This window comes from Companilactobacillus pabuli (assembly GCF_014058425.1).
Classification (GTDB): Bacteria; Bacillota; Bacilli; order Lactobacillales; family Lactobacillaceae; genus Companilactobacillus; species Companilactobacillus pabuli.
The window spans coordinates 926,381-946,445 of sequence record NZ_CP049366.1; the positions used below are offsets into that span (position 1 = coordinate 926,381).

18 protein-coding genes are annotated in these 20,065 nt (G+C 36.1%); 11 read left to right on the forward strand and 7 right to left on the reverse strand.

Annotated features, from left to right (window positions below; genetic code table 11):
• Positions 1-2 precede the first annotated feature (2 nt).
• The 5 genes from G6534_RS04475 to G6534_RS12270 all read left to right on the forward strand — a co-directional run bounded on the left by G6534_RS04475 (position 3) and on the right by G6534_RS12270 (position 4,116).
• The gene (locus tag G6534_RS04475) at positions 3-1,919 is read left to right on the forward strand and encodes a fructose-specific PTS transporter subunit EIIC (protein WP_182083183.1); all 1,917 of its coding nucleotides are present in this window, start codon (positions 3-5) and stop codon (positions 1,917-1,919) included.
• 110 nt (positions 1,920-2,029) lie between these two features.
• Positions 2,030-2,605 (forward strand): PTS sugar transporter subunit IIA, encoded by a 576-nt coding sequence (locus G6534_RS04480; protein ID WP_059073457.1) that lies wholly within the window; start codon positions 2,030-2,032, stop codon positions 2,603-2,605.
• A 34-nt stretch (positions 2,606-2,639) separates the two neighbouring features.
• The gene (locus tag G6534_RS04485) at positions 2,640-3,344 is read left to right on the forward strand and encodes an MgtC/SapB family protein (RefSeq protein WP_059073456.1); all 705 of its coding nucleotides are present in this window, start codon (positions 2,640-2,642) and stop codon (positions 3,342-3,344) included.
• Between the two features lie 136 nt (positions 3,345-3,480).
• On the forward strand, positions 3,481-3,981 hold the full coding sequence (locus tag G6534_RS04490; protein ID WP_152999937.1) for a hypothetical protein: 501 nt from the start codon (positions 3,481-3,483) through the stop codon (positions 3,979-3,981).
• A 12-nt stretch (positions 3,982-3,993) separates the two neighbouring features.
• Positions 3,994-4,116 (forward strand): hypothetical protein, encoded by a 123-nt coding sequence (locus tag G6534_RS12270; protein ID WP_010019960.1) that lies wholly within the window; start codon positions 3,994-3,996, stop codon positions 4,114-4,116.
• Positions 4,117-4,235: 119 nt separating this feature from the next.
• Here G6534_RS12270 and G6534_RS04495 read toward each other — a convergent pair whose 3' ends face one another.
• The gene (locus tag G6534_RS04495; RefSeq protein ID WP_161936631.1) at positions 4,236-4,385 is read right to left on the reverse strand and encodes an SPJ_0845 family protein; all 150 of its coding nucleotides are present in this window, start codon (positions 4,383-4,385) and stop codon (positions 4,236-4,238) included.
• 76 nt (positions 4,386-4,461) lie between these two features.
• Positions 4,462-5,019: a hypothetical protein gene (locus tag G6534_RS04500; RefSeq protein WP_059073454.1), complete on the reverse strand. Its 558-nt coding sequence runs from the start codon at positions 5,017-5,019 to the stop codon at positions 4,462-4,464.
• Positions 5,020-5,197: 178 nt separating this feature from the next.
• Between G6534_RS04500 and uvrC the strand changes: the two genes are divergently transcribed.
• Positions 5,198-7,015, forward strand: coding sequence for an excinuclease ABC subunit UvrC (gene uvrC, locus G6534_RS04505; RefSeq protein WP_182083184.1), 1,818 nt, complete (start codon positions 5,198-5,200; stop codon positions 7,013-7,015).
• 17 nt (positions 7,016-7,032) lie between these two features.
• On the forward strand, positions 7,033-7,872 hold the full coding sequence (gene map, locus G6534_RS04510) for a type I methionyl aminopeptidase (protein WP_059073453.1): 840 nt from the start codon (positions 7,033-7,035) through the stop codon (positions 7,870-7,872).
• A 55-nt stretch (positions 7,873-7,927) separates the two neighbouring features.
• Here the strand turns inward: map and G6534_RS04515 are convergent, their stop codons facing one another.
• On the reverse strand, positions 7,928-9,832 hold the full coding sequence (locus G6534_RS04515; RefSeq protein ID WP_182083185.1) for a hypothetical protein: 1,905 nt from the start codon (positions 9,830-9,832) through the stop codon (positions 7,928-7,930).
• Positions 9,833-10,047: 215 nt separating this feature from the next.
• On the opposite strand from G6534_RS04515, the gene G6534_RS04520 reads away from it, so the two are divergent.
• The gene (locus G6534_RS04520; RefSeq protein ID WP_059073450.1) at positions 10,048-11,400 is read left to right on the forward strand and encodes a PTS transporter subunit IIC; all 1,353 of its coding nucleotides are present in this window, start codon (positions 10,048-10,050) and stop codon (positions 11,398-11,400) included.
• Positions 11,401-11,441: 41 nt separating this feature from the next.
• Here G6534_RS04520 and G6534_RS04525 read toward each other — a convergent pair whose 3' ends face one another.
• The 4 genes from G6534_RS04525 to G6534_RS04540 form a co-directional block, all read right to left on the reverse strand.
• Complete coding sequence (locus G6534_RS04525) at positions 11,442-11,975, reverse strand: GNAT family N-acetyltransferase (RefSeq protein WP_182083186.1); 534 nt, start codon at positions 11,973-11,975, stop codon at positions 11,442-11,444.
• A 98-nt stretch (positions 11,976-12,073) separates the two neighbouring features.
• Positions 12,074-14,011 carry a PTS fructose transporter subunit IIABC gene (locus tag G6534_RS04530; RefSeq protein ID WP_059073448.1) on the reverse strand — a complete coding sequence of 646 codons (1,938 nt, stop codon included), beginning with the start codon at positions 14,009-14,011 and terminating at the stop codon, positions 12,074-12,076.
• 21 nt (positions 14,012-14,032) lie between these two features.
• Positions 14,033-14,953: a 1-phosphofructokinase gene (gene pfkB / locus G6534_RS04535; RefSeq protein WP_059073447.1), complete on the reverse strand. Its 921-nt coding sequence runs from the start codon at positions 14,951-14,953 to the stop codon at positions 14,033-14,035.
• The gene (locus tag G6534_RS04540; protein ID WP_059073446.1) at positions 14,953-15,705 is read right to left on the reverse strand and encodes a DeoR/GlpR family DNA-binding transcription regulator; all 753 of its coding nucleotides are present in this window, start codon (positions 15,703-15,705) and stop codon (positions 14,953-14,955) included. Before G6534_RS04540 ends, pfkB begins: the two co-directional genes overlap by 1 nt.
• A 201-nt stretch (positions 15,706-15,906) precedes the next feature.
• On the opposite strand from G6534_RS04540, the gene obgE reads away from it, so the two are divergent.
• Genes obgE through rnz form a run of 3 tightly spaced genes read left to right on the forward strand, consistent with a single transcriptional unit; the run spans position 15,907 to position 20,060 of the window.
• Entirely contained in the window at positions 15,907-17,181 is a 1,275-nt protein-coding gene (gene obgE, locus G6534_RS04545) for a GTPase ObgE (protein WP_476695921.1), read from the forward strand.
• A 13-nt stretch (positions 17,182-17,194) separates the two neighbouring features.
• The gene (locus G6534_RS04550) at positions 17,195-19,120 is read left to right on the forward strand and encodes an acyltransferase family protein (protein ID WP_059073445.1); all 1,926 of its coding nucleotides are present in this window, start codon (positions 17,195-17,197) and stop codon (positions 19,118-19,120) included.
• Between the two features lie 13 nt (positions 19,121-19,133).
• Entirely contained in the window at positions 19,134-20,060 is a 927-nt protein-coding gene (gene rnz, locus G6534_RS04555) for a ribonuclease Z (RefSeq protein ID WP_059073444.1), read from the forward strand.
• The last annotated feature ends 5 nt before the right edge of the window (positions 20,061-20,065 follow it).

Consider the following 20,065-nt stretch of genomic DNA (forward strand, 5'->3'; position numbering starts at 1 on the left):
ATATGGCAAAATATGAAGTTATTGCAGCCACAGGCTGTCCTACTGGAATTGCTCATACATATATGGCTCAAGAAGCTTTAGAAGAAGCTGCTAAAAAACGTGGTATTTCTATAAAAGTTGAAACACATGGACAATCTGGGGTAGAACATGCTTTTAGTCAATCGGAAATCGATCAAGCTAAAGGTGTTATCGTTGCCGCTGATAAAGATGTTGATATTGATAGATTTGATGGTAAACGGTTGATTAATGTTTCAGTAACCAAAGGGATGAAAGAACCAGATGAGTTGATTGAGAAAATCTTAAATGATAAGAACGTGCCAGTTTATCACAGTGCTGGTGGGTCTAAAGCAAGTAGCTCTGAAGAAACGGAATTAACAGGATCATTTTGGCATAAATTATATGTGTACTTAATGAACGGTGTTTCACACATGCTACCATTGGTCGTTGCTGGTGGTGTTTTAACAGCTGTTTCATTCTTCTGGGGTATTAATTCAGCGGATCCTAAGAGTGCTCAATATAATGCCATTGCTGCCTTATTAAATACTATTGGTGGCTTTGCAATGAACTTGATGGTACCTGTTTTATGTGCTTATATTGCCGAGGCAATCGGTAAGAGAACTGGTTTAATCATCGGATTTGTTACTGGTATGATTGCTTATACTAATGGTACTGGTTTCTTAGGCGGCATCGTTGGTGGTTTCTTGGCCGGATATGTTGCTGTATTATTAACGAAATTATTCAAATCTATACCAAAATCACTTGATGGATTAAAATCTATTTTTATTTTTCCAGTTTTAGGTGTTTTAATTTCTGGAACAATTATGTGGTATGGTTCAGTTCCAATGAAAGATCTTAATACCGGAATGATGGCTTTTCTAAAGAGTATGGAAAATTCAAGTCCAATTCTCTTAGGATTGATCGTAGGTATTATGTGTGCCGCTGATATGGGTGGTCCAATTAACAAAGCTGCTTATTTAACAGGTACGGCTCTACTTGCACAAGGTAATTACTTCTTTATGGCTGGAGTTTCAGCTGCTTGTATCGCTCCGCCACTAGCTACCGGATTTGCTGTTCTGTTCAATAAAAAAGCTTATACTGCAAAAGAACGTAGTGCTGGTTATGTTAATTTCTTGTTAGGTTCAACTCATATTACTGAAGGTGCAATTCCATTTGCAGCTAAGAATCCTTTGCTAAATATCCCATCATTTATGGTTGGTTCAGCAATTGCTGCTATTTTATCTTATGTAACTAAAATTTCTGTTCCAGCTCCCCATGGTGGTTTCATTGTTTTGCCACTAGTCAATAAACCATTCTTATGGGTTCTTTGGATCGTTATTGGAGCATTAGTATCAGGATTCTTGTTATCTATTATTGCAGGCCGTCAAAGTCAAAAGAATACCGTAGTAGCTACTTCTGCTGGTAATGTAGAGGTTGGTAGTGAAGATAAACAAGTACCAAAAGAAGAATCGAATAATGATTTAGGAGAAATTCTCAATAAAAATAATATTGCGTTAAATGTTGATGTTTCTTCAAGAGATGAGCTTCTACAATATCTATCTGATTTTTCAGAAAAATTAGGATACTCAACAGATTCAAAAGCTGTTTATAAGAAATACTTAGCACGTGAAGATGAAAATTCTACCGGAATGGAAAAAGGGATTGCCATTCCACATGCTCAGGATAAATCTATTAAAGGATCGGCCATGTTGATTGCTAAACTTACAAAGCCTGTTGAATGGAAGACTTTTGATAATCAACCAGTTGATATTGTAATTTCATTCTTAATACCTGATGAAGACAATGGCAGCAGTCATTTGGAATACTTATCAAGTACTTCGAAATTACTTATGCACGATGAATTTATCGAATCATTGAGAAAGGCTCAAACTAAAGAAGAAATTCTCAAATTATTTAAATAATTGGAATCACTAATCCTATTGGGATTAGTGTTTTTTTGTTAAATGAAAGCGACAACTTAAAAATAATTGTATGATAAAAGTAGAATAATTATTTGATGGGGGACGAGCAAATGGCTTTTTGGAAAAAGATTGGAGATTTTTTTACTGGAAAATCGGCTAATGACGATAAACCTAAGAAAACTATCGTAGTGGTAGCGCGTGACAGCAACGTTCCAAATCAAAAGCAAGTTGACAAAATGATGGATTTATCCAAAATTTTAAGTAAAGATAATATCGTTTTGAATGTTGAGGCTGATACGAAAGAAAAAACTCTGAAGTATTTAGCTAATTTTGCCCATCATTTGGATAATAACGTTGATTCTGAAGCCGTTTATGGTAAGTTGTTGATGCGGGAAAATGAATCGTCTACGGTTTTAGGTGGAGGTATCGTTATGCCACATGTTCAAGATGAGTCAATTAATAAACTAAAAATGATTGTTTTAAAGTTACAACAACCGATAATTTGGGACGACCAAAAGTCGACTGATATGATTTTGGCCTTATTAGGCCCTGACCCAGAAGCAAATTATGAACATGTCCCATATATGTCGACAATTGCTCGCCTATTGCTAAGAAAAGATTTCATTGTTACACTAAAAAGTGCATCCACAAAGGAAATAATATTTAAATTATTCGAAAATAGTTAATAGCTTTGAATCTGAAGGACATCGGAGGGGTTATTTGATTAGTCAATTAAGTGTTCTTACAGTTATCACAAGATTATTAGTTTCAGTTTTGTTTGCTGGAATAATTGGAATTGATCGCGCTTATAAACATCGTCCAGCTGGATTGAGAACTCATATTTTAGTTTGCTTAGGTGCCTGCATAATTGCAATGATTCAACAAAATATTGGCTTTAATGCTATCGAGATGGCTCGACACTATCCGGAAGTAAAGGGTGTCTTAAGAGCTGACGATGCTAGATTGATTGCTCAAGTTGTTAGCGGAATCGGATTCTTAGGTGCCGGGACGATTATTGTTGAGCATCATTCGATTAGAGGCTTAACGACTGCGGCTAGTTTGTGGGTCGTGGCTTGTATTGGTTTGGCTGTTGGTATGGGAGACTATATCATTGCTGTTGCCGGTTTTTTAGTTGTCTATGCAGTTTTAGGATTCTTGAAGAAGATTATTCGCATTAGCCCAGTTCGAAAATTAAGGGTCGAATATCTACATAAGGTTGAGACAAAGAAATTCATCGATGATTATTTCAAGAAGAATGAAATCACGGTTGAAGGAGTTCGCTTTAGCGTCTATAAACGTGATGACGAAAAGGTTTATACGAATGTTTATTCAATAGATTTTGGGAAGAATCTTGATTATGTCGATATCGTTGAAGGCTTGTCGATGAATTCCAATATAATTAAAGTTGAAACTATTAATGTTTAAAAAAATATTCCTAAATATAGATTTAGGAGTATTTTTTATTGGTTCGTTTATATGAAAATATTTAAATAATTAAATGGTCTAAATCAATTGTAATTTGTCTAGACCTTTGCTATCTTTGGATTATTGGGGGAATTAAATGATAAGAAATTTACCGACCAGGCTCTTGATCATGGTCTTGTGTTTATTTGCTTTGTTGGCAGTTTTTTTGATTTCATCAAAAGATAAAATATCTGGAAGTATTATGGCAACAAGAATTAATCTAGTTGATAAATCAAAACAAATCACTGCTGCAGAATTTGCAAATAAGCGTAAAGATTATTCCTATGTCTCTTTTGATAATCTTTATTCTAATACGAGTTTGTATTATGGAACGAAGGTTCATCAAAAGGGTCATATCAAAGATCTTGACATGGAACATAAATACTTATTAATTGCTTTAGACGGGAATGATGAGTCAAAAACTATCAAATTGAAATATAATCTATCCAATTTTGAACGGGGAAAAGTTAGTTTACAGGAGAATGATCCTATAAAATTTTATGGTCGCGTTTTGACAACTGATAATTACATCAACGACAAAGGGCGAACCGTTCAACGACCAGTTATTTCCGCTGATTTTATTCAATCTAAAATATAAAGGGGATAAATTATGGCGTTATTCAATGGTGTATCAGACGCTTATTTTGAATATTTGATGTATCAGGAACTAATTGATTTGCGACAAGAAGAAACTGATGTGGATATTCGTTTTGATAACAAAAAATTTGAATAAACAAAAAGGCCTAGAACTTAATGTTCTAGGTCTTTCTTTTTCATCAAAAGGATTCTCATTAAAGAAATAGTAAAATAAATGGCAGTCGCTTTCGAGAAGCAACACTAAACAAGAGAAGTTTATTTTTTATCTTTTAGATTCTTATCTTTTGAAGATTTTTTATCTGCAGAATCTACGCGTTTTACGTTTTCTTTTACATCATCGGGAAGAGAGGCAAACTTATCAAATAAACTGCCAAAATCACTTTCACGTTTCACTGTTAGGCCCATCGGTATCAGCCCCTTTCAGGTTTCTTTATAATTACTTACATTATAAAACCTTTTTGAATAAATAACAAATATCTGCTTAAGCTTTTTCAATCTTTCCAGTAGCGATTGGAAGAGTTACATGAGCATCGTAGTCGCCGACTTCACCGGCTACAGATACCGGTAATTTAAGATCTTGAGGAACACCATGAACATAGATGACACGCTTGTCTAATTCCAAATCGTCTGTTCCAAAGACTTCTTTAAATTGTTTCTTCAAAGCATCTAAGGGAACATCCTTTTCATAGGCGAAATGACCATTAGCATCAGAAGTTGGATAATTGTCATTAGGAATATTCATATCTTGAGGGGCATTGTCAAAAGGAACCATAGTTGTACCGGAAACAGCCTCAGTTTCTGGTAAATCAACTAAGTTATCATGGTTGATGTCTTGATCCATGGTAGCAATTTGAGCATCTCTTCCATCAGGGAAGCCGTGGAAATGTTCCCAATGTTGTGTATTAGCAGGGGTATCGAACATTTCGATTTTAATGTGTAGGTTATTTTCCCCTTCGGTGAATTCAGCTTGTCCGTGGGCAGAAACACCAATATAGTCAGCATTTAAAGGAACAATTTTAGCAATATATTTTTTTGTCATAGTGAATACCTTCTTAATTAATTTTGTACAAATCGATTTTACACAATGAATTATATTACAAATATATATATATTTTCAAATAAATTGCTCATATCTTAGAGGTGGCAGTTAATTTGACAATTATTTAGATTAAATTAAGATTAAATAAGTCTAGTGTTAAAAGGGAGGGATATTTTCATTGGCAACTGAATATCTTGAACATAAATTAAGTCTTTTGCCACCGCGTCCGGGTTGTTATCTAATGAAAGATATCAATTCCAAAATAATTTACGTTGGTAAGGCTAAAAATTTAAAAAATCGTGTTCGTTCATATTTTAAAAGTTCACATGAAGGTAAAACAGCACGATTAGTTTCAGAGATCAGAGATTTTGAAACTATTATTACTTCTAATGATAAAGAAGCATTTTTACTAGAAATAACTTTGATTCAAAAGCATCAACCTTATTACAACATCAAATTGAAACGTGGTACGGGATATCCGTATATCAAGATCACTAATGAACGTGATCCAAAAATGGAAATCACCGGGTTAGTTAAAAAAGATGGTGCTTATTACTTTGGCCCATATCCTAATGTTTGGGCAGCTTCTAATACATTGAATTTCTTACAAAAAGTCTATCCTTTAAGAAGATGTCAAGGAAATTTAGGTCGTCCTTGTTTGTATTATCATATGGGCCAATGTTTGGGTGCCTGTTTTAAAACAGTACCGAAATCTGAATATGATGCTCAAATTGAAAAAATCAAAAAGTTTTTAGGCGGCAATGTTGGGGAAATTAAACATCAACTTGAAGAAAAAATGTCTCAAGCATCTGAAAAGATGGAATTTGAACGTGCTGCAGAGTTACGTGATCAAATCAAGTACATTGAAACGACCGTTGAAAAGCAAAAAATCATTTCAAATGATAGTACACCACGAGATATCTTTAATTATTACGTTGAAAAAGGTTGGATTTCAATTCAAATTTTCTTCATCCGTCAAGCTCGCTTAATGAAACGTGAGAAGAAGGTCTTTGCCTGTATCAATACTCCAGAAGAAGAATTGTCGACGTTCATACTGCAATTTTATAATCGTCGTAATCAAGTTTTACCTAAGGAAATTTTAGTGCCTGATAATTTGGATAAAGATACCTTGTCTCAAGTTTTGAATATTCCTTTTAGAACACCACAACGTGGTCAAAAAAAGGATTTAATGGATATGGCGGCTGAAAATTCTAAATTGGTTTTACAAGAGAAGTTTCGTCTAATGGAACTCGACAATCGTCAAACTTATGGTGCACAAAAACAAATCTTTGAAGCATTGGATTTGCCATATGGTCATATTATTGAATCGTTTGACCATTCGCACATTCAAGGAACTAGTCCAGTTTCAGCTATGGTCATGTTTAAAGATGGTCGTCCTGAGAAGAGTGGTTATCGTAAGTATAAAATCAAAGGTGAAGTTGAACATCAATCCGGTGCTGATGAAGCTGCTAATACTCGTGAGGTAATTTATCGGCGCTATTCACGATTAATTAAAGAAAATCATCCATTACCAGATTTAATCTTAATGGATGGTGGTATCATTGAATTGCGTGCTGTTATGGATGTTTTGGTCAATGAATTAGGAATTGATATTCCAGTAGCCGGGATGGTCAAAGATGATCATCACAATACGTCGCATTTGATTGTTGGTGAAAATGGTGTCGAAGTGCCACTGGATAGAAAGAGTCAGGGCTTTTATTTATTGCAGAGGATACAAGATGAAGTTCACCGCTTTGCGATTACTTTTCATCGTAAGACACGTAGTAAAAATGCTTTATCTTCGCAGCTTGATAACATTCAAGGTGTTGGGCCTAAAACTCGGACTAAGTTGTTGAAGAAATTTGGCTCTGTTAAGAAAATGAAGGAAGCCACAGTTGAGCAATTAACTGATTTGGGTATTCCTAAGACTACCGCACAGACAATTAAAATTACGTTAGCTAGTACAGATTTTCATAAAAAATATCATAAAGGTTAAAAATTGGGGGATATTAGATGATTACATTAAAATCACAACGAGAAATAGAAGGAATGCGCGAATCTGGTAAGATTTTGGCTGGAGTACATTTAGGACTTCGCGATATTATCAAACCAGGCATTTCAGCTTACTCTATTGAAGAATTTGCCAATGACTATATCGTAAGTCATGGTGCCACACCTTCAGAAAAAGGATTCGAAGGCTATAAATACGCAACTTGTGTTGATGTTAATGATGAAGTTGCTCACGGTACACCACGTAAAGATTTAATTTTGCATGAGGGTGACATTGTTAAAGTAGACATGACCGTCAATTATAAGGGTTACGAAAGTGATTCATGCTGGAGCTACGCTGTAGGTTCCGTTAGTCAAGAAACATCTGATTTGATGGAAGTTACGAAGAAGTCACTATATTTAGGAATTGCACAAAGTATTGCCGGTAATCGTTTGGGTGATATCGGTTATGCAATTCAACACTATACTGAAGATGAACATGGTTATGGCGATGTTCGTGAGTTATGTGGACACGGAATTGGACCTACAATGCACGAAGAACCAGATGTTTTGCATTATGGTGAACCTGGTCGTGGATTGCGTTTGAAGAATGGAATGACTATTACCATTGAACCTATGATCAATGAAGGTACTTGGGAAATCGTCGATCGTTCTTTGAAGGACCCTAATGATGACTGGATCTACTATGCTAGTGCTGATGGTTCATGGTCTGCCCAATACGAACACACTTTAGCCATTACTGAAAATGGTCCTGAAATTTTGACATCACAAGATGCTGCTGAGGATGAAAAATACTTAGCTTGGGCTCGTGATTATCTTAAGGAACACAATCAAAATAAATAAGCTCAAAACAAAAAGCCGTCCCAAAATAGGGCGACTTTTTTGTTGTAAAGAATATTTAGTTATTTATTACGTCAGAAGCTTTGACGAATTCATTAGTGGCAACACGATAGTATTTTGTTTCGTTAGTGCCTAAGTATGCGATGCGGTCGTATTTCCAAGCGGTGTTGGCAGCAAGACCACGGTTGTTGATTAACTTATCTTCAACGTCTGCTAAATAAGTCACTTCAACATCTTTAGTATTAACGATTCCCTTTTGAGCCACGTAACGATAAATGTCGCTATCTTTGACCCATTCGTTAGTAGCAACACGATAGTATTTGATACCTTTTAGGGTGATGATTTGGTCAACTTTCCAATCTGTATGATCGGCTAATTGGCGTTGCTTATTTTTAGTCATTTGTCCATTGTTGAAGTCGTATAAGTCAACCGGCTTTTTCATTGTTCCTACTAAACCATTGTAATGGCTGGGTAGGTTGGAATCGGTGTTATTGCCATTTGGATTGTCAGTTTGATTATTGTTATTTTGGTTATTGTTTCCAGGCTTTTCTTCACTAGTGTTTTTCTTAGTGTAAGTAACTTTTTCTTCAGTTGTAATTTTTCCATCTGGATTAACATGAGCAATTACAGTGGTTTTATCGGCAACATAACCGTCTTTTTGAGGAACGGTAACTTTAATGTCTTCACCAATTTTACCAGTAACATCTTTTACTACTTGTTTACCTAAGTTGGAATCAATTGTAACGTCGGCAATGACTGAAGTATCAGGAGTTTCATCGGCTTGGTTAGACTCGTAATATAACTCTAATGTCGTTGTGCGACCAGCGTTGTCATCGTTAACGAAAACTTGACCATCTTCAAGTGATTCGCCACTGATAGCGTAAATACCGGTATTTAAAAAATTAGGTTGGCCGTCGACTGTACTTGCGGCACCGATTTTACCAAAGTTTTGATTAAAGATTTTACTGTGAAGAACTGAACCTGTTTGGATAGAAGTACCGAGTTGAGGTACATACTCGTTAATCGTACTCATAGCAGTTTTATTTTTGTTCAAAGTGGCTACTTTGCTATCAGGCATTTTAGGCTCATCCTGAAGTGGAATAGTGCCGTGTAGCTCGCCAGTAACTTTTTTGGAGAAGTAGGGTTTATTGTCTAGATAAACTTTGAAATTGATCGTATAGGGTTTAGCTTTCTCTAAGTAAACCGTGAATTCTGTTCCATGATCTTTATCGATTTCTTTACGATTATATTTTTTAATTATTGGACTATCAAAATCAACATCGTCTTCATCATCTTCAGATTCAAAAGGATTCCAGTTTGCTAAAGCTTCGAAGTCCATGTCATAAGCATCAAAGTAACCGACTGGTTCGGGTGCATCGTAAATTTTTCTTAGAGGTTCGACCATAAAGGTTTCTTCAGAAGGGAAGTCTTTGTACTGCAAGACTTGTTCTTGTTCATGGGTATAAATTTCTTCGTTGGTGTCTTTTAGAACGTAATGAATTCTGGCTGAGCCTTCGTTGACTTCACACGTTATGGTAGTTATTGGCTTGCCGTTATCAAATAGGGTAAAAGTTTTAGTATTGTTGTCGTAGGTCATTCTTAGGTTGACATTTAAAGCCTCATATTCTAAATGTCCACCCCAATTAGATTTAGTATAAATACTTGGTGCACCAACACCGATTTCTTTGCCTGCTTTAAGATCCCAGATATTGCGTTGATTTAATTTAACATATCCAGTTTCTAGGTATTGTCCAGTCTCAGCATAAGCCTTGATAGGGATACAAGCTTCTTCTTTTAAATCAGACAGTTCAAATTTTTCACCAAAATGGAGAACCTTTCCTGAGGGAACCATATCATTGACATCTCTAACAATTGCAGCTTGAGTATTAGTTGTTTGGATTATTGGACTATAAAAGCCAGTTAAGACTAAAGCTGATAGTAAGATAGTTGTTTGTTTCTTCATAATAAAACTCCTTGCGTTTTGTGGTAGGGGGTTTCTTCAAGTTTTTCTTGAAAGCAGTTACAAGTATAGCAAGGAAAATGTCGTTGTGAAGCAAAAATATCATGATATATCAACAAACAATTAATCACGAAAAGTAAAATTATATTAAATATTTTTGTTGGTGCTTACAAACAATTCTAGTGAGATAATTAAAGGGTTGAGGGGGGATATAATTGATGAATTTTTTTACCTTTGCTAATGGGTTGAGTGTTGTCTGTATCTTGTTGATCATCGTTATGATAATTGGCAAAACGCACTTTACAAAAATAGTAGAAAGCATTATTAAATTTTTAATTGCTATTATGGCAACGACTTCGTTGGTATCGTTGTTGATGCAAACTTATAATCCTGATATTGCTAAATTAGTGGCAAAAACGGGGTTAAATTTAAATGTAATTGATTTAGGTTGGACGCCAGCAGCTATTATCACATGGAGTTCAGCTTACAATTTATTAGTTTTATTAGTAATGATGATCGTTAATGTGATTTTGCTGCATTATCACGTTACAAAAACTTTAGACGTCGACGTCTTTGATATTTGGCATTTGTCTTTCGTAGGTTTATTAGCGATGTATATGGGCGCAAATATCGTCGTCAGCTTGATTTTTGTAATTGCCTTAGGAATTTTGAAGTTTATTAATTCTGATTTGATGAAACCTACTTTTAATGACTTAATGAATGATCAAAAGGGTCCAATGACTTCGACTCACATGAATTACTTGATGAATCCTATCGTAATGTTGCTAGATGAAATTTGTAATTTGATTCCAGGTATTGATAAGGTTAATTTTAATTCAACTAAATTAAACAAAGCGGTTGGTTTTTGGAGTTCCAAATTTGCAACCGGATTTTTCCTAGGAATTTTGATTGGTTTATTTGGACAAATTAGTTTGAAGGATATCTTTGGACTAGCTTTCTTATTGGGAGCCTTCATGGAATTGTTCAATCTCATTGGTTCATGGTTGACTTCATCGCTTGATCCAATTATTAAAGTTATCACTGATCATTTAAACAAGCATGGCGTTAATATGAGCTTTGTTGGTTTGGATTGGGCCTTTTTATCCAGCCGTCCTGAAGTTTGGTCAGTGGCTAATATCTTGGCACCTTGCTTGATCATTGAAGCCTTCTTATTGCCAGGTAATCGTATTATTCCTTTGGGTGGTTTGATTGCCATGGGTATCACGCCATCGTTATTAGTGGTAACACGTGGTAAAGTCTTTCGAATGATTATTATTGGGGTAGTGGAAATTCCGATTTTCTTGTGGTCAGCTACTTTAACCGCACCATTCATTACTTCAATGTTTAAAAATATTTTGCTAAGCAATTCAAATATTGGGATGATTGGTTCTGCTACTAAAGAAGGACCAATTGAACAATTGTTAGCAATCATGATTGGTAAATCTTCATCTGGTGATTTGAAGTTTATCGCTTTGACTGTTGGTGCAATTGTCGTCTACTTATTGTTATTCTTCTGGTATCGAGGCAGAATGAAAAAGCGCAATTTAGCTTATCAATCAGAAACAAATTAATTTGAGCAAAAAAATAGGATGCAATTTTTGCATCCTATTTTTTATAGATTTAATTCAAAAGCTAGACGGGCATTGTCTTCATGATTGACAGCTGGTTCAGAAACGTAGATTTTGCCACGGTGAACGTAACCAGAACTCTTAGCTAGAGCTTGCATGCGTTTGTTCAATTGGTGGGTATCAATTCGAAAGTTTCTAATGCCGTTTTGATAAGAATAACTGATCAAATTCGAAATAAAGATTTTTCCTAAATGTTGACCGGCATAATCAGGATTGATAGCGATTCGATGAATCGTAGCATACGGATCAGTATTGTTTTGCCATTGACCATTAGTGATGTCGTGATAGTTAGGGTCGTCAGCTACGATTAAAGTTGCTGTTCCGGCAATCTTTTTGTCGACCATTAAAAGCCAGCATTGTTGAGCCAGAATATCGTTTTTAATAGTATCGGTGTCTGGATAGCCATTTTGCCATTGAGGGCTACCGTCAGCTTTTAGCATGGCTTGAGCTTGACTGATGATTTTCATTATTTCTGTTAAATCTGGAATTTGGACGTGCTTGATATAAACTGAACTCATTTATAAGCCTCCGTATAAGTAAGATGATTTAATTTTATCACTTTATTTTTGATAAAAAAAAGTATCTATCGACAAAGGATAGATACTTTATAAAAATATTATTTCTTTTTAGCAGGTTTCCAAATACCATAGATGATACCTGAGATGATAGCACCGATAACAACGGCTAATAAGTAAAGCAATGGTTTATTAGCAAGTGGTGTAACGAAAATACCACCGTGAGGAGCAGGAACGTTGATGCCCCAAAGTTGTGTCAAGCCACCACCGATTGCTGAACCGATAACACTAGATACGATAACGTGTAGTGGATCTCCGGCAGCAAATGGGATAGCACCTTCAGTAATGAATGATAAACCTAAGATATAGTTAGATAGACCAGCTTGTCTTTCTTGATCAGTAAACTTGTCTTTCCAGAATGTTGTAGCAATAGCGATTGCTAGAGGTGGAACCATACCACCAACCATAACGGCAGCCATCAAAGCACCGTCTTGTGTAGCTGTGAAAGTACCAATGGCAAATGTATAAGCGGCTTTGTTGAAAGGACCACCCATATCGATTGACATCATACCACCAAGTAATGCACCTAAGATAACGGCATTACCAGTACCCATTGATTCTAGGAAGTGAGTAATTGCAGCGTTAACAACGGCGAATATTGGGTCGATTGCGAAGTACATAATAGCACCGGTAAAGAGCAACCCTAGAACTGGATAAATCAAAATTGTCTTCAAACCAGCAAGTGAATGTGGAAGATTCTTGAGCCATTTCTTAAGGAAGACAACAACCCAACCAGCGATGAAACCGGCAAGTAGACCACCGATAAATCCGGCCGGACTCTTGGAACTAACTACAGAAGCTGTAGCTTGTGAAGCCATGTAACCACCAACAAAACCAGGTAGCAAGGCAGGACGATCACCAATTGAAACGGCAATGTAAGCAGCTAAAACAGGAATCAAGAAACTAAATGCATAGTTACCAACGTTGTTGAAGAACAAGAACCATTGTGATTTTGCACCAACAGAGTTTTCTAATAGGAATGAAATTGCCATTAGAATACCACCACCGACAACGAATGGAAGCATGTTACTGATACCATTCATTAAATCAGCATAGATTCTTGACCAAAGTGATTTCTTTTCTTCTGATTCTTCTTCATCAGAACTTGCGCCACCTTCATCATGGAAGACTGGGGCTTTTTGTTCAACAGCCAAGTTGATCAATTCTTCGGCTTTGTTGATACCATCACTAACGGGACGGTTAACTAAATGCTTGCCATCGAAACGGGGCATTTCAACCTTTTTATCAGCGGCAACGATAACACCGTCGGCACGCTTGATTTCATCGGCAGTTAATCTGTGTTTAACACCTTCAGAACCGTTGGTTTCAACCTTGATATCGATGCCCATTTTTTCGGCTTGTTCTTTTAGAGCAGCTTCAGCCATGTATGTGTGGGCAATACCAGTAGGACAGGCAGTAACAGCGACAACGTAAGGTTTCTTCTTGTCGTCAGCGCTAGCAGCTTTAGCAGCTTCTGCTTGAGCTTTTTGCTTTTCTTCGTCAGCTTTGTCTTTAGCTTCTTTTTCCTTCATAGCTTGGTCGAATAGGCCTTGAACTTCATCAGGAGTTTTAGCAGCTTTTAAGTTTTTAACCAATTCTGGATTGATCAAAAGTGATGAAAGGGCAGCTAAAGCTTGCAAGTGAAGATTGTCAGCACCATCTGGAGCAGCAATCATGAAGAATAGGTATGCTGGTTGACCGTCTAGTGATTTGTAGTCGATACCGGCATTGCTTTTAGCGAATAAAACAGTTGCACGTTTAACAGCTTTGTCACGAGCGTGTGGCATAGCAATTCCGTCACCAATACCAGTACTAGTTTGAGCTTCACGTTTTAAGATGTCAGCTTTATAAAGTTCTTTGTCGTCAATGACACCAACTTGATAGTACTTATCAACCATTTCTTCAATGGCATCCTCTTTGTTAGTAGCTTTCAAGTCCATGATCATGGCGTCTTTTAATAATAGTTGTTTCAAGTCCATTTTTAAAAGTCCCCCCTTGGATTAAAGTTCAGTAATAGTAATTTGTTTATAAACTTCGTCAATTTTTTCTTTTGTGGCGATATCTTGACTAAAGGCAGTGGCTGAACCACATGCAGCACCAATATGGAAACTTTCGATTGGATCTTTTGTATCCATGAAAGTACCAGAGAAACCAGCAATCATTGAATCACCAGCACCGACTGAATTGATAACTGTGCCTTTAGGGGCGTTAGCTTTGTAAGCTTTGTCTTTAGTAACCAACAAAGCACCATCACCAGCCATGGAAACTAAGGCATGTTTTGCACCTTGTTCCAATAATTTTCTAGCGTAAGTAATAATTTCTTGTTCATCTTTGAAAGTAACGTTGAACAAGTCGGCTAATTCGTGATGATTTGGCTTAACTACTAGTGGATGTAGGGGCAAAGTATCTAACAATGCTTGTCCAGTAGTATCGATAACGAATTCAGCACCATTTTTTTGAATCTTTTTAGCAATATCTAAATAAAAATCTGAATTCAAATTTTTGCAAAGGCTACCAGCCATGATAACAATGTCACCATCACCAATAGTATTTAGATTATCCATGAAGGTTTTCTTTTCAGATTCACTTATTTGTGGACCAGCACCATTGATTTCAGTTTCCTCATTTTGATCAACAGCATTGATCTTAACGTTGATACGAGTGTCTTCTTTAACTTTAGTAAAAGAAGTCTTTAGGTTGTGTTGGCTTAACAATTCTTCGAACATTGAACCGGTTGCGCCACCTACAAAACCAAGTGCAGTAGAATCAAGTTTTAATTCTTTAAGAATTCTTGAAACGTTGATTCCTTTACCACCAGGAAGTTTCACATCATTAGATGTTCGATTAACTTCACCAGTGTTTAAATTCTTCAATTGTAAAACGTAGTCAATTGAAGGATTGACTGTAATTGTGTAAATCACTATTTTGCCTCCATAATTTTTGTATATTTGTTCAAAAGACTGAATTCCTTTTCTGATAGCTTATTCGTTATTAATGGAACCTCATCTAAAGTTGCAAAACGACTAAAACTGACTTGCGAAAACTTAGAACTATCAGATAAGACAAAAGCTTGATTGGAATGCGCTATTGCTAAGCGCTTGATAGCTGCTTCCTCAGGATCCGGCGTTGTATATCCAGCATCTGTTGAAAAACCATTCGTACCAATAAAGGCGTGATCAAAATGATAATTCTCCAAAGTTTGGATAATAGTCGATCCTACTAAAGCTTTTGTAGATGACTTTAATTTCCCCCCTGGGATGAACGTGTTTACTTTGTAATCGGCCAACATCGAAGCGTTGTCGACACTGTTAGTAATGACTAGTAAATCGGTATGTTCAATTAAATAGGGAATCATGAATTGAATCGTAGTCCCTGAATCAAGAAAAATTACTTCATTATTTTGAACTAGACTAGCAGCTGTTTGGCCAATCATTTTCTTCTCATTAATATGAACTGCAGCTTTTTGTGAAAGAGCAGGTTCTTCATGCAATGAAATCACGTTTTGAGCACCACCGTGAATTCGCAATAATTTGTGACAATTCTCCAAATCTTGCAAATCACGACGCAAGGTAGACTCCGAAGCACCAGTTAATGGAATTAAATCGTGGAGTTTGACAATATTATGAATTTTTAATTGTTCAAGAATTATTTGTTGTCTTTCTTCAGTAAGCACTTTCATCACCTCGCAAATGATATAATACAACCATTACCGTTCAAAATCAATCATAAAAACGCAAAAACTTCCAAAAACGTTCAAAAAAATTAAGAACTTTGAAAAAGTACTGGACAATCAATCGCAGTTCAAAGTATTATGAAGTCTGTTTTTGTGCTAAAATTTAGAAATGATAATTATAGTTTAGAAAGGGGGATTTTAATGTTTGTAGATAACGTTAAAATCACCGTTAGATCCGGAAAGGGTGGCGACGGGGCGGTAGCTTTTCGTCATGAGAAATATGTTCCACTCGGTGGACCTTCCGGCGGTGATGGTGGTCGCGGTGGCGATATCATCTTAAAGGCCAATGAAGGTATGAATACTTTAATGGACTTTAGATACAAGAGAATTTTTAAAGCTCAACCTGGTCAAAATGGTCAAATTAAAGGAATGTACGGTCATAAGGCTGATCCAGTTTATATTAATGTACCAACTGGTACTTCAGTATATGATGTAGAATCTGGTCGTTTGATCGGTGACTTAATAGAAAATAACCAAGAATTAGTAGTAGCAAAGGGTGGCGACGGTGGTCGTGGAAATATTCACTTTGCCAATTCCAAGAATCAAGCTCCAGAAGTAGCTGAAAATGGTGAACCTGGTCAAGAAAAGATTATTAAATTGGAATTGAAATTAATTGCTGATGTTGGTTTGGTTGGTTTCCCATCAGTTGGTAAGTCAACACTTCTATCAGTCTCAACTTCTGCCAAACCTAAGATTGCGGCTTATCATTTTACGACTTTGTCACCAAACCTTGGTATGGTGCGTTTAGAATCAGGTCGTGACTTTGTTATTGCCGATTTGCCAGGTTTGATTGAAGGAGCTTCAAATGGTGTAGGATTGGGAATCCAATTCTTGCGTCACGTTGAACGTACAAGAGTTATTTTGCACTTAGTCGACATGGATCCAAACAATGGTCGTGATCCTTACGAAGATTATTTGGCAATCAGAAAAGAATTAGGTAACTATGATGAGAACGTTTTGAAGCGTCCAGAAGTTATCGTGCCAACTAAGCTGGATATTCCAGGCTCAGAAGAACGGTTAGCTGAGTTCAAAGAGAAATTACCAGAAGATGCTGATATTTTCCCAATTTCAAGTATTCAACATACTGGTGTGAAAGCTTTGATGAATCATACTAGTGAAGTCTTGTCTAAGGCAGAGCCAATTCACTTTGATGTTCAAACTGATGAGACTAAAGAATACAACTATGAACCAGAGAAAAAAGCATTCACGATTGAAAAAGATGGTGAGCACAGTTTCGTTGTTAAAGGTGCTAAGGTTGAATTACTTCTTCAAAGAACTAATTTGGATCACCAAGATGGAATTATGCGTTTTGCTAGACAACTTAAGTCTATGGGTATTGAAGATGCATTAATTGATGCAGGTGCTGAATCTGGAGATTCAGTAACAATTCTCGATTTCACTTTTGAATTTATTTAGGGGCAATAAAAAAATGAATAAATCACCGAAAAGAAGATTTATTACTGGATTTGATGGACTACGTACTTTAGGGGTTATTGGTGTTATCATGTATCACTTGAATCCCAATATTTTTTCCGGCGGGTATTTGGGAGTACCAATTTTCTTCCTTATATCGGGTTACTTAATCACAGATCATTATTTTAATACTGTTGATTATGGTGGTTCATTCTCGTTAAGTAATTTTTACACTAAAAGAATTAAAAGATTATATCCTGGGATGCTATTTGTACTACTAGCTTCTGGAGCTTATATCGTGCTGTTTTTAAAGGATTTGCTTTATCATTTAGATCAAATCTTTGTAACAAATGTTTTGAACGTTTACAACTGGTGGCAGATTTTTAACGGTCAATCTTATTTTGAAAGATTTGCTAATAATGAATCTCCATTTACCCATTTGTGGACGTTGTCAATTGAAGGTCAATTTTATATTGTTTGGCCAATTCTACTTATTTTATTCACCAAGTATGGCGTTAAAAAGAGCCGTATCTTTGGCTTTTCAATGGTTCTTTCGATTGCTTCGGCAATTTGGATGGCTATCTTATTTAAGCCGGGTGTTGACCCAAGTAGAATTTATTATGGAACTGATACTAGATTATTCTCCATCCTTCTTGGTTGTGGACTTGCTTTAATCTGGCCAGCTGAGAAATTAAAGAGTGGTCTGAAGAAAAATGACAAACTGAAATTGAATTTGGTAGGACTATTGTCATTTGCATTGATGCTTTTGATGATTTTCACGATTAAAGATAATGATCCATTCCTTTATCGTGGTGGGATGTTTATCTTCTCAATCACGACATGTATCTTTATTGCGGTCGTTGCGCATCCGGATTCTTTCTGGAATGGCGTTTTATCGAATCGCGTCTTCCATTACGTAGGAACTAGAAGTTATGGTCTTTACTTGTATCAATTCCCAGTAATGATTTTCTTTGAATCAAAATTCAAGAACATTGCTGATCATCCAATTCTTTATCCAGTTATTGAAGTTATTTTAATTGTTTTAGTAACTGAATTTTCATTTAGATTTGTTGAACAACCTTTGGCACATGCTAAATGGCAAGATGTTAAGAACTTCTTCCGTTCTTCAACTAGTGTTCAAAGAGTGTTAGCGTTGGTTATCGCTGTTATCAGTATGACTGGTTGCTACAGTGTGGTTAAGGCTGTCAGTGCACCTAATCCTAATGTTAATCACAGTGAATTAGCTACGAAGATTAACAAAAATGAAAAGGCTAATAAAGCTAAGAAGCAAAAGGCTATCGAAAACTTGAAGAAGGCAAAGAATAAGCAAGATGCTACTGGTAAGATGTCCGATGCTGATTATGCTCGTTATAAGAAAGCGGCCAAATCTAACCCAATCAATACTGAATTTGAAAAGTATGGTTTGACACAAATTGATTTGCAAAGATTAAAGGATGTGCCAATGACAGCGGTTGGTGATTCCGTTATGGCAGATGGCTCTGATAATTTCTTGAAGTTATTTGATGATAAGAAAGTTATTGTTGATGCTGCTGTCAGTCGTCAATTGGATCCAAGTATTGATATTTTACAAAAATACAAGGATCAAGGAGTTTTGGCATCTAACGTCATGATTGGTTTAGGAACTAATGGACCATTCAATATCCAACAAGTCGGACAAATCATGGACTTAGTTGGTCCTAAGCGTCATGTCTTCTGGATCAATGTTCACGTTCCAACTAGACCTTGGGAAAAGACGGTTAATGGTGTCTTAGACGAAGCAACGAAGAAATACAAGAATTTGACAGTCATTGACTGGAACGGTTATTCAGATGGTCATACGGATTGGTTCTACGATGACAATGTTCATCCAAATCCTGAAGGTTCAATGTATTATTCTGCTTTTGTCGCAAAAGAGATTTTGAAATCATTAGATAAAAAATAGATAGGATTTTTTTATGGAATTAGAATTTTTAGGAACTGGTGCCGGAGTTCCATCAAAGGGCCGTAATGTTTCTAGTACAGCATTAAAAATGTTGGACGAACGAAATGAAGTTTGGCTTTTTGACGTTGGCGAGGCTACACAGCATCAAATATTGAAAACAACAATTAAGCCAAGAAAGATTACTAAGATTTTTATCACTCATTTGCATGGTGATCATATCTTCGGTCTTCCTGGGTTATTGTCTAGTCGTGCCAATCAAGGTGGCAATACACCATTGGAAATTTATGGACCAGTGGGAATTAAAGAATATGTCGAAACATCTTTAAAGATCACTGGTAGTAAATTAGGCTATCAAATTAAATATATCGAGTTAAAAGATGGCGGTGAAATTTTTAATGATAAAACTTTCACTGTTTATGCCGGAAAATTAAAGCATCGAGTAACTTGTTTTGGCTATCGCGTAGTTGAAAAACCACGTGTTGGTGAATTGTTAGTTGATAAATTAGCTCCTTATCACATTCCCAATGGACCAATTTTTGGTCAATTGAAAGCTGGTAAAGAGGTAACATTAGCTGATGGTACAATTTTAAATGGTCAAGATTTCATTGGACCTGATAAACCAAGTAAAATTGTGACAATTATTTCTGATACGCGTTATACGCCAGAAATTGATAAATTATCGCAAGATGCTGATGTGATCGTACATGAATCAACTTTCTCTAATGATGAGAAGAAGTTAGCTTATAACTACTTCCATTCAACAGCTACTCAAGCGGCGCAAGTTGCCAAAAGAAGCCATGCTAAAGGGTTGATTTTGACTCACATCTCTGCTAGATATACTGGTAGAGGGGCTTTGATTTTACAAAAAGAAGCTCAAAAGATTTTTAAGCCTACGAAAGTGGCTAAAGATTTTGATATTTACGAAGTACCATTTAATTAATTAGA

Bases quoted from the DNA above. Each gene is read 5' to 3' on its own strand.
- G6534_RS04475 (WP_182083183.1), top strand. From the start codon at position 3: ATGGCAAAATATGAAGTTATTGCAGCCACAGGCTGTCCTACTGGAATT.
- G6534_RS04480 (WP_059073457.1), top strand. From the start codon at position 2,030: ATGGCTTTTTGGAAAAAGATTGGAGATTTTTTTACTGGAAAATCGGCT.
- G6534_RS04490 (WP_152999937.1), top strand. From the start codon at position 3,481: ATGATAAGAAATTTACCGACCAGGCTCTTGATCATGGTCTTGTGTTTA.
- G6534_RS12270 (WP_010019960.1), top strand. From the start codon at position 3,994: ATGGCGTTATTCAATGGTGTATCAGACGCTTATTTTGAATATTTGATG.
- G6534_RS04495 (WP_161936631.1), bottom strand. From the start codon at position 4,385: ATGGGCCTAACAGTGAAACGTGAAAGTGATTTTGGCAGTTTATTTGAT.
- G6534_RS04500 (WP_059073454.1), bottom strand. From the start codon at position 5,019: ATGACAAAAAAATATATTGCTAAAATTGTTCCTTTAAATGCTGACTAT.
- map (WP_059073453.1), top strand. From the start codon at position 7,033: ATGATTACATTAAAATCACAACGAGAAATAGAAGGAATGCGCGAATCT.
- G6534_RS04515 (WP_182083185.1), bottom strand. From the start codon at position 9,832: ATGAAGAAACAAACAACTATCTTACTATCAGCTTTAGTCTTAACTGGC.
- G6534_RS04520 (WP_059073450.1), top strand. From the start codon at position 10,048: ATGAATTTTTTTACCTTTGCTAATGGGTTGAGTGTTGTCTGTATCTTG.
- G6534_RS04525 (WP_182083186.1), bottom strand. From the start codon at position 11,975: ATGAGTTCAGTTTATATCAAGCACGTCCAAATTCCAGATTTAACAGAA.
- G6534_RS04530 (WP_059073448.1), bottom strand. From the start codon at position 14,011: ATGGACTTGAAACAACTATTATTAAAAGACGCCATGATCATGGACTTG.
- obgE (WP_476695921.1), top strand. From the start codon at position 15,907: ATGTTTGTAGATAACGTTAAAATCACCGTTAGATCCGGAAAGGGTGGC.
- G6534_RS04550 (WP_059073445.1), top strand. From the start codon at position 17,195: ATGAATAAATCACCGAAAAGAAGATTTATTACTGGATTTGATGGACTA.
- rnz (WP_059073444.1), top strand. From the start codon at position 19,134: ATGGAATTAGAATTTTTAGGAACTGGTGCCGGAGTTCCATCAAAGGGC.